General features: G+C 62.4%; 14 protein-coding genes. 5 read left to right on the top strand and 9 right to left on the bottom strand.

The genetic code is table 11. The features are described 5' to 3' along the window. Positions 1-44: 44 nt before the first annotated feature. Positions 45-500 carry a redox-sensitive transcriptional activator SoxR gene (gene soxR, locus C4K27_RS21515; protein WP_053262108.1) on the bottom strand — a complete coding sequence of 152 codons (456 nt, stop codon included), beginning with the start codon at positions 498-500 and terminating at the stop codon, positions 45-47. Between the two features lie 118 nt (positions 501-618). Here soxR and C4K27_RS21510 point away from each other — a divergent pair, with 118 nt between their 5' ends. After that, complete coding sequence (locus C4K27_RS21510; RefSeq protein WP_007930415.1) at positions 619-984, top strand: antibiotic biosynthesis monooxygenase; 366 nt, start codon at positions 619-621, stop codon at positions 982-984. Here C4K27_RS21510 and C4K27_RS21505 read toward each other — a convergent pair. The 4 genes from C4K27_RS21505 to msuE form a co-directional block, all read right to left on the bottom strand. Continuing rightward, positions 981-2,087, bottom strand: coding sequence for a sigma-54 interaction domain-containing protein (locus C4K27_RS21505; RefSeq protein ID WP_053262107.1), 1,107 nt, complete (start codon positions 2,085-2,087; stop codon positions 981-983). The two genes, C4K27_RS21510 and C4K27_RS21505, sit on opposite strands and share 4 nt — an antisense overlap. Before the next feature lie 23 nt (positions 2,088-2,110). Continuing rightward, complete coding sequence (locus C4K27_RS21500) at positions 2,111-3,298, bottom strand: acyl-CoA dehydrogenase family protein (RefSeq protein ID WP_007930413.1); 1,188 nt, start codon at positions 3,296-3,298, stop codon at positions 2,111-2,113. A 162-nt stretch (positions 3,299-3,460) separates the two neighbouring features. Further along, positions 3,461-4,609 carry an FMNH2-dependent alkanesulfonate monooxygenase gene (gene ssuD / locus C4K27_RS21495; RefSeq protein WP_053262106.1) on the bottom strand — a complete coding sequence of 383 codons (1,149 nt, stop codon included), beginning with the start codon at positions 4,607-4,609 and terminating at the stop codon, positions 3,461-3,463. A 9-nt stretch (positions 4,610-4,618) separates the two neighbouring features. After that, positions 4,619-5,182, bottom strand: coding sequence for an FMN reductase (msuE, locus tag C4K27_RS21490; RefSeq protein ID WP_007930411.1), 564 nt, complete (start codon positions 5,180-5,182; stop codon positions 4,619-4,621). A gap of 401 nt (positions 5,183-5,583) precedes the next feature. Between msuE and C4K27_RS21485 the strand changes: the two genes are divergently transcribed. The 3 genes from C4K27_RS21485 to C4K27_RS21475 all read left to right on the top strand — a co-directional run bounded on the left by C4K27_RS21485 (position 5,584) and on the right by C4K27_RS21475 (position 9,205). Further along, entirely contained in the window at positions 5,584-5,850 is a 267-nt protein-coding gene (locus C4K27_RS21485; RefSeq protein ID WP_009044883.1) for a hypothetical protein, read from the top strand. Positions 5,851-6,171: 321 nt separating this feature from the next. Beyond that, positions 6,172-7,341: a cysteine desulfurase family protein gene (locus tag C4K27_RS21480; protein WP_053262105.1), complete on the top strand. Its 1,170-nt coding sequence runs from the start codon at positions 6,172-6,174 to the stop codon at positions 7,339-7,341. Between the two features lie 55 nt (positions 7,342-7,396). After that, a complete protein-coding gene (locus C4K27_RS21475; protein ID WP_053262104.1) occupies positions 7,397-9,205 on the top strand; it encodes an aminopeptidase P family protein in 1,809 nt (602 codons plus the stop codon). Positions 9,206-9,274: 69 nt separating this feature from the next. Here C4K27_RS21475 and C4K27_RS21470 read toward each other — a convergent pair whose 3' ends face one another. Further along, a complete protein-coding gene (locus C4K27_RS21470) occupies positions 9,275-9,865 on the bottom strand; it encodes a 2-hydroxychromene-2-carboxylate isomerase (protein WP_053262103.1) in 591 nt (196 codons plus the stop codon). Positions 9,866-9,900: 35 nt separating this feature from the next. Then, positions 9,901-10,641: an SDR family oxidoreductase gene (locus tag C4K27_RS21465; RefSeq protein ID WP_053262102.1), complete on the bottom strand. Its 741-nt coding sequence runs from the start codon at positions 10,639-10,641 to the stop codon at positions 9,901-9,903. Between the two features lie 93 nt (positions 10,642-10,734). Between C4K27_RS21465 and C4K27_RS21460 the strand changes: the two genes are divergently transcribed. Further along, positions 10,735-11,304 (top strand): TetR/AcrR family transcriptional regulator, encoded by a 570-nt coding sequence (locus C4K27_RS21460; protein ID WP_053262101.1) that lies wholly within the window; start codon positions 10,735-10,737, stop codon positions 11,302-11,304. A gap of 11 nt (positions 11,305-11,315) precedes the next feature. Here the strand turns inward: C4K27_RS21460 and C4K27_RS21455 are convergent, their stop codons facing one another. Continuing rightward, positions 11,316-11,597 carry a hypothetical protein gene (locus C4K27_RS21455; RefSeq protein ID WP_007930399.1) on the bottom strand — a complete coding sequence of 94 codons (282 nt, stop codon included), beginning with the start codon at positions 11,595-11,597 and terminating at the stop codon, positions 11,316-11,318. A 169-nt stretch (positions 11,598-11,766) separates the two neighbouring features. Beyond that, positions 11,767-12,654 carry a threonine/homoserine exporter RhtA gene (gene rhtA, locus C4K27_RS21450; RefSeq protein ID WP_007930397.1) on the bottom strand — a complete coding sequence of 296 codons (888 nt, stop codon included), beginning with the start codon at positions 12,652-12,654 and terminating at the stop codon, positions 11,767-11,769. Positions 12,655-13,225 lie beyond the last annotated feature (571 nt).

The following is a 13,225-nucleotide window of genomic DNA, read 5'->3' as shown; positions in this document are numbered from 1 at the left end:
TGCCACAGGCTGCGGTCGGGCTGGGGAAAACGTCGTGCCGCCGCTCAGTCGGTTTCCAGCAATCGCGCGCCCGGGCCGCGTTCGCCCAGCTGGTCGCCCTGGTTGCGCAGCGGGCAGTCTTGCATCGACAGGCAACCGCAGCCGATGCAGCCGTTGAGGCGGTCGCGCAGCAGGGTCAGTTGCTTGATCCGCTCATCCAGCTCCTGGCTCCACTGCTCGGACAGCCGCTTCCAGTCGGCGGCCGTCGGCGCGCGGTGGTCCGGTAGGCTGCGCAGGGCCTGGCCGATCTCGGCCAGGGGAATGCCCAGGCGCTGCGCCACCTTGATCAGCGCCACCCGGCGCAGCACTTCCCGCGGATAACGGCGCTGGTTGCCGGCGTTGCGGTTGCTCTTGATCAGCCCCTTGGTTTCATAGAAGTGCAGGGCGGTGACCGCGACGCCACTGCGGGCAGCCACTTGGCCGACGGTGAGTTCCTTGTGCACGGTTTCGGGGCTGGGCATGCAGTGCTCCTGCGGGTGGGGAATGAGCAAAAGTCGCTTGACCTTTACTTAACTGGAGGTTTTACCCTGCGGAACTTCGAATCACAAGATTCCGTTTATCCGTCAGTGGGGACTTGCCATGCACGCGTTTGCGCAAAACCGCAGCTTTACGCAATTGATCGAATTCGAAACCGAACCCCATCAACAATCCGGCCTGGTGTCGGCGCTGTCCGAGCAGACCGAACGCCTGGCCCAGGGCTACCCGGGTTTCCTGAGTGGCAGCGTGCAGGCCAGCGAGGACGGCCGGCGGGTGCTCAACTACCTGCAATGGCAAACCCGGGAAGCCGGCGAGGCGGCCTTCCAGAGTTTCGAGAAGGGCGAACAGGATTTCTGGCAACTGCTGCGTGCCTACCAGGCCAAGACCGTGACCTTCGGCTCGTTCCAGGTGGTGCGCAGCATCGAGCGCAGCCCGGACAACGCGCTGCACTGCCGTCTGGCCAGCTAGATCGACAGTTGCAGGGTGCGCTCGTGCTGGCCGGGTTTTTCCGGTGGGCGGCGCTTGTTCACCGCCAGTTCGCCGATCTTGATCAGCCGGGTGCGGGTGACGTTGCGGCTCAGGCCCAGCAGGTTGGCGGTGTGCACCTGGTTGTAATGGCTGAAGCGGTAGGCCGCGCGCAGCAGCGCGTCCTCGACCTTTTCATGCAGGGCGCCGGCCTGCTCTTCGAAGAGTTTGTGAAAGGCCCGCTCCAACAGGGCTTCGGCTGAGTCGTCATGGCTGTGGTGGCTGTCGTCCTGGCGCTCGATGCGCATGTTCGACAGGCGCAGGTCGTCGCGCTCGATCACGCCGTCGCGGCAGATCAGCAGGGTGTGGTGGATGACGTTTTCCAGTTCGCGGATATTGCCCGGCCAACTGTAGCTGCGCAGCTTGTGCTCGGCCTCGCTGCTGATGGTCACGGCGCCGTAGCCCAGGCGCTGGCTGTAGGCTTCGATAAAGTGCCGGGTCAGCGGCAGGATGTCGCCGGGGCGCTCGCGCAGCGGGCTCAGTTCCAGGCTGACGACGTCGAGGCGGTAGTACAGGTCCTCGCGAAAATGCCCGGCGTTGATGGCTTTCTCCAGTTGCACGTTGGTCGCCGCCAGCACCCGCACATCGATGGGAATGCTTTTGCGCGAACCCAGGCGCACCACTTCGCGCTCCTGCAGCACCCGCAGCAGCTTCACCTGGATTGCCATCGGCAGGTCACCGATTTCGTCGAGGAACAGGGTCCCGCCATTGGCCTCTTCGAACCAGCCGGCCTTGGCGCTCAGGGCCCCGGTGAAGGCGCCTTTTTCATGGCCGAACAGCTCGGCCTCCACCAGCGACTCGGAGAACGCGCCGCAGTTCACCGCCACGAAGGGCCGGTTGCGTCGGGCGCTGAGGTTGTGGATATGGCGCGCCACCAGCTCCTTGCCGGTACCGGTTTCGCCGATGATCAACACGCTGGCCTCGCTCGGCGCGACCTGCTGCAGATGCGCCAGCAAGGCCTGGGATTTCGGGTCTTCGAACACCTGGGCGGTGGCCCGGATCGAGGTGGCCAGGGCCGGCGAGGGCGGTAGGGTCAAAAGCTGCATGGACAAGCTCCGGGAACAGAAGGCTAGGAATAGAAAGTCGGGGTCGGCAGGGACTGGTTCAGGGCCCAGTCACCCAACTCATGGAGTTTGTAATCCACCGGGTCGTGCAGGGTTTGCGTGCGCAGGTTGCGCCAATGCCGGTCCAGGCGCAGGGAGGCGTGGGTGGAGCGGGCGCCGGTGACCTCGAACAGGCGGCTGCACAGCTCCAGACCCTGGCGCGTGGTGGCGACCTTGGCGGTGGCGATGGCCGTGGCCAGGTGACCGCGTTCTTCGGCGCTCAGGTTCGGCCCCTTGGCCCAGGCCTTGTCCAGCAGCTCCGCGGCGCGCTCCACCAACAGGCGCATGCCTTCCAGGGCCACCCAGAAATCACCGTAATGGCCCAGCACATATGGGTCCTGATAAGCCTCCTGCGCGCTGGACTTATGCCAGGGCCGGGTTTCGGTGAGGGTGTACTGGCGAGCTTCTTCAAACGCCCCTTCGGCGATGCCGAGGAACATGTGGGTGAAGGTCAGTTGGGCGATCAGTGGGCGCAGGCAGGCGAAGGGCGTGCTCAAGGGCCCCGGGTCCAGCAGCAGTTCCGATTCCTCGACCCGCACCCGCTCGAAGCTGGCGCTGCCGCTGTCGGTCTGGCGCTGGCCCATGTTGTTCCAGTCGTTGTGCAGGGTGATGCCGCTGCGGCCGCTGGGGATGGCGGCGATCAGCAGCTTGCCGCCGTTGCTTTCGTCGACCGCCGAGGCGATGAGCATTTCCGAATCGCTGGCGCCGGAGCAGAAGCTTTTCTTGCCGGAAAACTCGCGCCAGCCGCCGAGGTTCTTCACCACGGTACGGGTGTCCAGCGGGTTGAGGGCGTTGCCCCAGAACCAGTTCTTGCGCGCGGTCTGTTCGAACCAGGGTTGCCATTGTTCCGGGCGGGCGAACAGGCGCACGGTGGCCAGCATCAGGTGATGGAAACCGAAGACGTGGGCGATGGAGCTGTCGACTTTGGCGAACTCGCGGACGATGTTCAGGGTCTCGCTCCAGCTGGCGCCGAGGCCGCCGTACTGGGTGGGAATGCTCAGGGCCAGCAGGCCGCTCTGGCGCAGGGCGTCGCGCTGGGCTTTCGGGGTACCGCCGCGTTCGTCGCGTTCGACAGCGGTCAGGGCAAACTCGGCCGCCAGCTGGCGGGCGGTCTGCAAGGGGGACAACAAGGCGCTTTGCGGCTTGGCAGTCACGCGGTGTTCCTCGTTTGGGGCCGGTTATTGGGCCGTGAAATCGGTGGGCTATCGGGAAGAGCGGACAAGTCGCAGATTGTTTCTGTAGGAGCAGGGGGACGCTCAGTTCTTGCCCGCGATAGCGTTCTGTCGGGCGACCCGGGCAGCAGGCCGCCACGGCTATCAGCCTCCAGCCGCTTTCGCCGGCAACACGTCATTGGCGATCATTTCGCCGAACGGCCCGGTGAGGTTGGTCACGCCACGTCCGGCCAGGCTGGCGTAGGGCTCCGGCAGCAGCGGGAACACCAGCTCGGCAAAGCGGTAGGCTTCTTCCAGGTGCGGGTAGCCGGAGAAAATGAAGCTCTCGATCCCCAGGTCCGCGTATTCCTTGATCCGCGCCGCCACCTGCTCAGGGTTGCCCACCAGCGCGGTGCCGGCGCCGCCACGTACCAGGCCGACGCCGGCCCAGAGGTTGGGGGCAATTTCCAGGTTGTCGCGCCGCCCGTCGTGCAAGGCGGCCATGCGCCGCTGGCCCTCGGAGTCGAAGCGCGAGAAGGATTGCTGCGCGGCGGCGATGGTGTCGTCGCTGATGTGTTCGATCAGCTTGTCCGCGGCCTTCCAGGCCTCTTCCGCGGTTTCGCGCACGATCACATGCAGGCGGATACCGAACTTCACCGTGCGGCCATGGCGGGCGGCCCGTTCGCGTACGTCGGCGAGTTTCTCGGCGACCGCGGCCGGTGGTTCGCCCCAGGTCAGGTACACGTCTACCTGTTCGGCGGCGAGGTCATGGGCGGCGTCCGAGGACCCGCCGAAATACAGCGGCGGGTAAGGTTTCTGCACCGGCGGGTACAGGGCCTTGGCGTTCTGCACATGCAGATGCTTGCCTTCGAAGTCCACGGCTTCGCCTTGCAGCACCCGGCGCCAGATCCTCAGGAATTCGTCGGTGACTTCATAGCGTTCGCTGTGGCTGAGGAAGCTGCCGTCGCCACGGTTCTCGTCAGGGTCGCCGCCGGTCACCACGTTGATCAGCAGGCGGCCGTTGGACAGCCGGTCGAGGGTCGCGGCCATGCGCGCTGAGACGGTCGGCGAGATGATCCCCGGACGGATCGCCACCAGGTAGCGCAGGCGTTCGGTCAGGGGCACCAGCGCCGAGGCGATCACCCAGGAGTCTTCGCACGAACGCCCGGTGGGGATCAGTACGCCGTGATAGCCCAGGCTGTCCGCGGCCTGGGCCACTTGCTTGAGGTAGTTGAGGGTGACCGGACGCGCGCCCTGGGTGGTGCCCAGGTAATGGCCGTCGCCGTGAGTCGGAAGAAACCAGAAAACATCCATGACAGGTCCTTAAGCGATTTTCAGCAGATTTTTCGGATGCACGCCGAACAGCGGCGCGGCGCGTTCTGCCGCAAGGCGAATGCGGGCCTTCAAGGGCTCGCTGGTGATCTGGTAGTTGGCGAAGTCGGCCTCGGTGGCATAGACCCCGATGGGCAGGGTCAGGGCCTGGAAGAAACTGAACAGCGGCCGCAGTTGGTGATCGAGCACCAGGGCGTGACGTTCACTGCCACCGGTGGCGGCCAGCAGCACCGGGGTGTCGATCAGCGCGTTGAGGTCGATCAGGTCGAACAGGTGCTTGAGCAGGCCCGGGTAGGAACCGCGGTACACGGGCGCTGCGACGATCAGCAGGTCGGCGCTTTCGATGGCTTGCAACTGCGCTTCGACTTCCGCGGCCAGCTCCTGGCGGGACAGGGCCGCGCCCAGGGGGCGGGCGATGTCGCCCAGTTCGATGAGCGTGCTCTCGATCGGCAATTGCCCCGCCAGTTCGGCGAGCAGCGCCTGGGTCAGCACCAGGGTGCGCGAGGGGCGCCAGGTTCCACCGGACAGAGCAACGACTTTTAATGGACGCGACATGATCAGTTCCTTTGTTGAACAGGGCTCAACGAGCAGTGAGTAGTCCCAGGGCTTGAGCAAGAGCTGTACCAGCGACGCAAAGCCTTGAGTGGCGGGGCTTGTGGCGCTGTTGCAGGAGCGGGCTGTTGTTGGGATGACACTGTTTTGTTGATTGGCTGTTGCCTGGCGAACAGTTGCTCAGGCAACAGCAGGCGGCGCGATGGGCCTGTTATAAAGGCTTACTGATATTCCTAAAAAATACTTTATTTCCATATTTATAGGTCTTTTAGGTATATGCGAGGCTCTGATGGGCGGCGATAGGGGGAATCGATAGCCACTATCGAGCGTGATGATTTCTGTCCCGGTAAGGGCGACGGTAGCCTGTGTCCATTGCCTCGCAGCCCAGATCCAGGAGCTTTGCCATGAACCGTTCGCTTGTCTTTTCCTTGCTTGTCGCCACTGCGGTGCTGGCCGGTTGTGCCAGCCAGCCTGGCCCGGAGTCGCGTCCCTATACCGCCGAGGAAACCCGCGAACTGGCGCTGGAAGCACTGAACCGGCGCGGGCTGTCCTTTGACGAATACCAACAGAAGAAGGCCGAGCTGCTTGCCCCGCAACGGACCTTCGGTTTCGACCGGCAGGGCGAGATGAACGCCGAGCACAGCGTGACCCTGCATGGCCGGGCCAGCTGATTTGTCGATCTGCCATGGCCTTGCCTGCGCAGGCTGACGGACTGCCGGTGAGCGTCGGCAAAAACCTGTGATGATTTTCCCCGCCTTGCGCCTTGTTCTTCGGCCCCCTGGCCGAACCTTGCTTAACCCGGCTCCCGGAGCCTGTTAAGCTGCCCCTCGGGAGCGTTCCTACGCACTTTTAAATGAAGTTGTCCTTCTTTAACTGCATCCGATCGGGTATTGCTGACGGTCTGCCGTTTTTGCGTTGCCGAAAGGGCGCGTATCAGCGTTCGGCACCGAGCGAACCTTGATCCTGGAACAGGCTCTGCGGGTATTTTTGCGATGAATAAACGTCCTCTCTATTTCGACTACGCCGCCACCACGCCGGTGGACGAGCGAGTCATTCAGGTGATGGTGGAATGTCTGGGGTTCAACGGTAACTTCGGCAATCCGGCGTCCAGCTCCCACGCCTTCGGCCAACAGGCCCGGCGCAGCGTCGAGCTGGCGCGCCAGCAGGTCGCCCAACTGGTGGGCGCGGCGCCCGAGCAAATCGTCTGGACCTCCGGCGCCACCGAATCCAACAACCTGGCGCTCAAGGGCGTGGCCCAGGCCCGGGTCATCTCCGGCGGGCACATCATCACCAGCCAGATCGAACACAAGGCCATTCTCGACACCGCCAGCCAGTTGCAGGCTGCCGGCGTGGCCGTGACTTACCTGGTGCCGGACAGCGACGGGCTGATCACGCCCGAGGCGGTCAGCGAGGCCCTGCGCGACGACACCTTCCTGGTGTCGCTGATGCTGGTCAATAACGAACTGGGCACGCTCAACGACATCCCGGGCATTGGCCGTGTGGTCCGCGAGCGCGGGGCGCTGCTGCATGTCGACGCGGCCCAGGGCGCGGGCAAGGCGGCGATCGACCTGGCGCAGTGGCCGGTGGACCTGATGTCCTTTTCCGCCCACAAGATTTACGGCCCCAAGGGCATCGGCGCGCTCTACGTCGGCCCGCGCGCGCAGCAGCGCTTGCAGGCGCAGATCCACGGCGGCGGCCATGAAGGCGGCTTGCGCTCCGGGACGCTCGCGACCCATCAGATTGCCGCCATGGGCGCCGCCTTTGCCCTGGCCGCCGAACATTTCGACGAAGAAGCGGCGACCATCGCCTGTCTGCGCGAGCGTCTGCTCGAACAATTGGCCGACGTGCCGGGGCTGCGCCTGAACGGCAGTCCGGCCCAGCGCATTCCCCATACCTTGAGCCTCACCTTCGGTGAAGGGGAGTTCAACCCGACGGCCCTGAGTGCCTCCATCGCGTTTTCCGCGACCTCGGCCTGCAACTCGGCGAGCAATGCGCCGTCCCATGTGTTGCTGGCGCTGGGGCTCGACGCCCGGGCGGCGGGGCGGACTATCCGCCTGAGCCTGGGGCGTTTCACCACCGAGCAGGACATCGATCAGGCCGTCCAGCTGATCAAGGCTTCATCCGCCAGTGCACCGACGTTCTGGGCGGTTGCCCAACCCTGAGGGTCGATGCCCTCGGGATCCAATAACAATGATTGACCTGGTAGCAGGAGACACAATGAGTACGCAGCCCTTGACCAATGGAGTGGTCCCCCAGCGCCTGGCGCGCACCCGCGAGCTGATGAACCGCGAGGGCATTCATGCCCTGCTGGTGCCGTCGGCCGACCCGCACCTGTCGGAGTACCTGCCCGGTTACTGGCAAGGCCGGCAGTGGCTGTCGGGTTTTCACGGTTCGGTCGGCACCCTGATCGTGACGGCGGATTTCGCCGGGGTCTGGGCCGATAGCCGTTATTGGGAACAGGCGACCAAGGAACTCAAGGGCAGCGGCATCGAGTTGGTCAAACTGTTGCCGGGCCAGCCCGGCCCGTTGGACTGGCTGGCCGAACAGACCCCGGAAGGGGGCGTGGTCGCGGTCGACGGCGCGGTGATGGCGCTGGCTTCGGCGCGTACCCTGGGCAACAAGCTGCAGGAGTGCGGTGCTCGCCTGCGCACCGATATCGATCTGCTGAACGAAGTCTGGAGCGACCGCCCGAGCCTGCCGGACCAGCCGATCTACCAGCATTTGCCGCCCCAGGCCACGGTCGGCCGGGTCGAGAAGCTCGGCAAGCTGCGCGAAACCCTGAAAGAGCGAGGCGTGGACTGGCATTTCATCGCCACCCTCGACGACATCGCCTGGCTGTTCAACCTGCGCGGCGGCGATGTCTCGTTCAACCCGGTGTTCGTCTCCTTCGCCCTGATCAGCCAACAGCAGGCGACGCTGTTCGTGGCGCTGAGCAAAGTCGATGACGCCTTGCGTGCCGTGCTGGAACAGGACGGCATCACCCTGCGTGACTACAGCGAAGTGGCCGCGGCCCTGAGTGCGATTTCCGACGGCGCCAGCCTGCTGGTGGATCCGGCGCGGGTTACCGTCGGTTTGCTGGATAACCTTGGGAACGGTGTGAAGCTGCTGGAGGGTCTGAATCCGACGACCTTGGCCAAGTCCCGCAAAAGCCTGGCCGACGCCGAGCATATCCGCCAGGCCATGGAGCAGGACGGTGCGGCGCTTTGCGAATTCTTCGCCTGGCTGGAGTCGGCCTGGGGCCGTGAACGCATTACCGAGCTGACCATCGACGAGCACCTGACCGCGGCGCGCACCCGTCGCCCCGGTTATGTGTCCCTGAGCTTCAACACCATCGCTGCGTTCAACGCCAATGGCGCGATGCCGCATTACCACGCCACCGAAGAAGAGCACGCGGTGATCGAAGGCGATGGCCTGCTGCTGATCGATTCCGGCGGCCAATACCTGGGCGGCACCACGGACATCACCCGCATGGTCCCGGTCGGTACCCCGAGTGCCGAGCAGAAGAGCGATTGCACGCGGGTGCTCAAGGGCGTGATCGCCTTGTCCCGGGCGCAATTCCCGCGGGGCATCCTGTCGCCGTTGCTGGACGCCATCGCCCGCGCGCCGATCTGGGCCGAAGGCGTGGATTACGGGCACGGCACCGGTCATGGCGTGGGGTATTTCCTCAATGTCCACGAAGGCCCGCAAGTGATCGCCTATCAGGCGGCGCCAGCACCGCAAACCGCGATGCAGCCAGGGATGATCACCTCGATCGAGCCGGGTACTTATCGTCCGGGCCGTTGGGGCGTACGCATCGAAAACCTGGCGATGAACCGTGAGGCAGGCACTAGCGAATTCGGCGAGTTCCTCAAGTTTGAAACCCTGACCTTGTGCCCGATTGACAGCCGCTGCCTGGAACCTTCACTGCTGACCCAGGACGAGCGTGAGTGGCTCAACGCCTACCACGCTGAAGTGCGTCGGCGCCTGAGTCCGCTGCTGCAGGGCGCGGCGCTGGAATGGCTGAATACCCGTACCGCAACCCTCTGAACGTGAATCGCGCTGCCGGCTTCGGGCCGGCAGCGCGAATTGCGTTGTTTGTCTTACCGAAGCTTTGACTTAGCTCAGGGCTTCGAGGACAAAGTCCAGGCGATCCTGGCCGAAGAACAACTGGTTATCGACGAACATGCTCGGCGCGCCAAACACGCCGCGCTGCAAGGCTTGTTCGGTCTTGTCCTTGAGGGCGTTCTTGACCTCTTCATCGCTGGTCAGGGCCAGCACCTCTTGCGGATCGAATCCCCCCTCACTGAGTACTGCCGCAACGGTGGCCTGATCGTTCAGGTTGCGCTTCTCGACCCAGAGTGCGCGGAACAGGCAGTCGATAAAGGCAACAAAACGCTGTGGATGTCGCAGTTGCATGCCGGTCACCGCGCGCATCAGCAGCAGGGTGTTGATCGGGAAGTGCGGGTTGAATGCCAGTGGCACCTCATAACGTTTGGCATAACGCGCCAGGTCCTGAAGCATGTAGCGTCCTTTGGCGGGGATGCTGATCGGCGAGGCATTGCCCGTGACCTTGAACACGCCACCGAGCAACATGGGTTGATAAATCAGCTGGCTGCCTGTCTGGGCACAGATCTTCGGCAATTGGGTGTAGGCCAGGTAAGAGGTCGGGCTACCCAGGTCGAAAAAGAACTCGACGGTTTTGCTCATCGGTAATGCTCCTTTTTGTTGTTATGGCGCAGGGTTTACCAGCGTTCGTTCCAGGGCCGCAGATCCAGTTCGAAGGTCCAGGCATCCCGGGGCTGGCTGTGCAGATGCCAGTAGTTGTCGGCGATGTGTTCGGGGTTGAGGATGCCGTCCTCATCCTTGAGCGCATACTTTTCCGGGAAACTGTTGCGGATGAAGTCCGTGTCGATGGCGCCATCGACCACCACATGAGCAACGTGGATATTCAACGGCCCCAGCTCCCGGGCCATGCTTTGCGCCAGTGCGCGAATGCCATGCTTGGCTCCGGCAAAGGCGGCAAACCCCGCAGCGCCGCGCAAGCCCGCGGTGGCGCCGGTGAACAGGATGGTCCCGCGTTTGCGAGTGACCATGCGTTTGGCCACTTCCCGCGCATTGAGGAAACCTGAGAAGCAGGCCATCTCCCAGATCTTGAAGTACTTGCGCGCTGTTTCTTCAAGGATGCTGCAGGGCACGTTGGCGCCGATATTGAACACCAGGGTTTCGATCGGACCGATCTCGCGCTCGATCTGTTCGATCAAGGCAATCACTTCTTCCTCTTTTCGAGCGTCGCAAGCGAACCCATGGGCTTCGCCTCCCGACTGCTGGATGGCCTCCACCAGGGGCTGCAACTTGTCCGCGCTGCGTCGGGTGACACAGACGACAAAACCTTCCCGGGCAAAACGCTTGGCAATTGCACCGCCTGTGGCATCGCCGGCTCCGACGACCAAAACGACTTTCTTGTTCTCTGTGGCTGTAGTCATGGTGGGATCGCTCTATTGGTAAACGGTCGTTAACTAAACGAACGTTATGCTACGATCCGCCGAGCGTCAAGGCGAAGAGAGGAGAGGGGCGTCATGCGTTATTCAGCCAGTCACAAGCAGGAAACCCGGGAACGGCTGCTGCAGAGCAGCGCGGTGTCAGCGAAAAAAGAAGGATTTTCGACTGTGGGGGTCGATGGCCTGATGAAAGTGATCGGGCTGAGTGGTGGGGCCTTCTACAGCCACTTTTCATCCAAGGATGAGCTGTTCGGTTCTATTGTCGAACGTGAGCTGAGCCAGAGCCTTGAGCGTCTGGGGGGCGATGGTGAGCAAAGCCGGATGCGGCTTGAGCGCTGTCTCAAGCACTACTTGAGCATGGCGCATGTCGAGAGCCCTGAAACGGGCTGCGCCTTGCCAACCTTGGGCGCGGAAATCTCACGGGCGGACGAGGTGGTTCGACAGCAGGCGCAAGACTGGATTTGCCATTTGCAGCAGAGTTGGGCGCGTACCCTGGGCAGCGACAGCCTGGCCTGGTCGATTCTGTCGCAATGTGTGGGGGCGTTGGTGGTGGCGCGAATGCTGGTCAGTCCGGACATTCAGCGCCAGGTCCTGAAGTCGAGCCATGATGAAATTGTTCGTCAATTGCCAACGCAGGATGTGCAGTAGGCAGGTGCTGCCTACTTGCAGATGACGATCATGCTGCGACTGGTATAGCCGGCGGGATTCAGGCCGAAGGGATAGTCGCCTGGATCCTCCACTGCATCTCCGGATTTGGCGATCACCTTGTAGCCTTTGGGGCCGCAGGAGGTAGCAGCGCTGGCGTAGCATTTGTCCCAGGAGGAGGACAGGCCAGAGCAGTTGATATGCAGGCCCTTCTTTCCGCGCTTGACCTCGGTTTTCGAAGTTGCGGCGCAACCTGCGATGGCCAGTACGGCTAACAGAATCAAAAAACGTTTCATTCCTGTCCCTATTGCTGATCCTGGATCTGTTGTCCGGGTTCGACTGCGTTAGCTGTCACTTTGGCGTCTGTGCGGTCCTTGCCTGAAAAATCCATGACTGGCGCTGAGTTACAGCGCCTAAACATGGCCTAATTGAGCGGCAAATACCAGAGCTATGTACAACCAGGAATCAATCTGCCGCTACCAGAGGTTTCGATTCGCTGCGCATGGTCAGCGTCGCACCCACTGACGCCAGGATGATGCAGGCAATAGCCAGCCACTGCGCGAGCGACAGGAATTCGTGGAGGAACAGCAGCCCGGACAAGGCACCAAAAGCAGGCTCGATACTCATCAGCGTGCCGAAGGTCCTCGCCGGCATTCGGGTCAGGGCGACCATCTCCAGGCTGTAGGGAAGGGCGGTGGAGAGAATGGCCACGCCGATGGCGATGGGGATCAGGCTGGGCGTCAGCAAGGCAGCCCCGGCATGCACGATGCCGATAGGCGCAACGAACAAGGCAGCAATCATCACGCCCAGCGCTGCAGTCTGGATGCCATTGTCGGCCCCGGCCTTTTGCCCGAACAGAATATAGAGCGCCCAGCACACCCCGGCTCCCAAGGCATAACCCGCGCCGATCAGGTCGATACCTGCGCTCGTATCGCTGGTTGGAATCAACAGCAGCAGACCGATAATCGCCAGAGCGATCCAGAGAAAATCGATGGCTTTTCGCGAAGCATAAATGGCCACGGCCAGTGGGCCGGTGAATTCCAGGGCCACGGCGATTCCCAGAGGAACGCTGCGTAGCGACATATAGAAGAGAAAGTTCATTCCACCCAGCGCCATGCCATAGACGATGACGGTGCGCAGGGACTTGGCGGTGAGCTTCGCGCGCCATGGGCGCAATAGCAGCAGCATGATGATGCTGGCGAAAATCAGACGCAATGTGGTGGTGCCTTGTGCGCCCACGATCGGGAACATGCTTTTGGCCAGTGAGGCGCCGGACTGGATGGACGCCATGGCAATAAGCAGCAGTCCCACCGGGAACAGGGTCGAGGCTAGGCTGCGGGGCTGGTCATTCATGGCAAGGCATCATCCGGGTCAAGAGGAGGGTTTGGTGCGCCGACATGATGCTCAACTAAAAACGCTTGAGCAATATATTGCTCATGATGTTTCTGCTCTTCTTATATAGAGAAGGATTCATCCGTTTTTGCAGGTTATTGATAGAAAAGACAAATTAGGGGTTGACGGCAGATTCTGGAAGTCTATAATTCGCCCCACTTCCGGCGCAGTCGAAACGGAAAACTCCTTGAGATTCAACGAGTTACGCGGTTTTCGACAGCGGTTACGCTTCAGTTTATCGAAGCCCGAAGGAGTTGATTGGGCAGTCAGTTTTCGCCGAGTTAGCGATTCGATCTTCTCGGTCGAAAGCGGAGAAAAAGAGGTGTTGACAGCAGCGTGTAACGCTGTAGAATTCGCCTCCCGCTGACGAGAGATCGGAAGCGCAAGTGGTTGAAGTTGCAAAGGAAACCTTGAAAACTTCTTAAAATAACCGCTTGACAGATACAGAGGCTGCTGTAGAATGCGCGCCTCGGTTGAGACGAAAGACTTAACCAACCGCTCTTTAACAACTGAATCAAGCAATTCGTGTGGG

Source organism: Pseudomonas chlororaphis subsp. chlororaphis, assembly GCF_003945765.1.
Classification (GTDB): domain Bacteria; phylum Pseudomonadota; class Gammaproteobacteria; order Pseudomonadales; family Pseudomonadaceae; genus Aquipseudomonas; species Aquipseudomonas chlororaphis.
Note: the sequence above shows the minus strand (reverse complement) of the source record. Positions and strands in the feature narration are given on the sequence as shown.

Excerpts from the sequence above, each read along its gene's own strand:
- soxR (WP_053262108.1), bottom strand. The coding sequence starts at position 500 with ATGCCCAGCCCCGAAACCGTGCACAAGGAACTCACCGTCGGCCAAGTG.
- C4K27_RS21510 (WP_007930415.1), top strand. The coding sequence starts at position 619 with ATGCACGCGTTTGCGCAAAACCGCAGCTTTACGCAATTGATCGAATTC.
- C4K27_RS21505 (WP_053262107.1), bottom strand. The coding sequence starts at position 2,087 with ATGCAGCTTTTGACCCTACCGCCCTCGCCGGCCCTGGCCACCTCGATC.
- ssuD (WP_053262106.1), bottom strand. The coding sequence starts at position 4,609 with ATGGATGTTTTCTGGTTTCTTCCGACTCACGGCGACGGCCATTACCTG.
- msuE (WP_007930411.1), bottom strand. The coding sequence starts at position 5,182 with ATGTCGCGTCCATTAAAAGTCGTTGCTCTGTCCGGTGGAACCTGGCGC.
- C4K27_RS21485 (WP_009044883.1), top strand. The coding sequence starts at position 5,584 with ATGAACCGTTCGCTTGTCTTTTCCTTGCTTGTCGCCACTGCGGTGCTG.
- C4K27_RS21480 (WP_053262105.1), top strand. The coding sequence starts at position 6,172 with ATGAATAAACGTCCTCTCTATTTCGACTACGCCGCCACCACGCCGGTG.
- C4K27_RS21475 (WP_053262104.1), top strand. The coding sequence starts at position 7,397 with ATGAGTACGCAGCCCTTGACCAATGGAGTGGTCCCCCAGCGCCTGGCG.
- C4K27_RS21470 (WP_053262103.1), bottom strand. The coding sequence starts at position 9,865 with ATGAGCAAAACCGTCGAGTTCTTTTTCGACCTGGGTAGCCCGACCTCT.
- C4K27_RS21465 (WP_053262102.1), bottom strand. The coding sequence starts at position 10,641 with ATGACTACAGCCACAGAGAACAAGAAAGTCGTTTTGGTCGTCGGAGCC.
- C4K27_RS21460 (WP_053262101.1), top strand. The coding sequence starts at position 10,735 with ATGCGTTATTCAGCCAGTCACAAGCAGGAAACCCGGGAACGGCTGCTG.
- C4K27_RS21455 (WP_007930399.1), bottom strand. The coding sequence starts at position 11,597 with ATGAAACGTTTTTTGATTCTGTTAGCCGTACTGGCCATCGCAGGTTGC.
- rhtA (WP_007930397.1), bottom strand. The coding sequence starts at position 12,654 with ATGAATGACCAGCCCCGCAGCCTAGCCTCGACCCTGTTCCCGGTGGGA.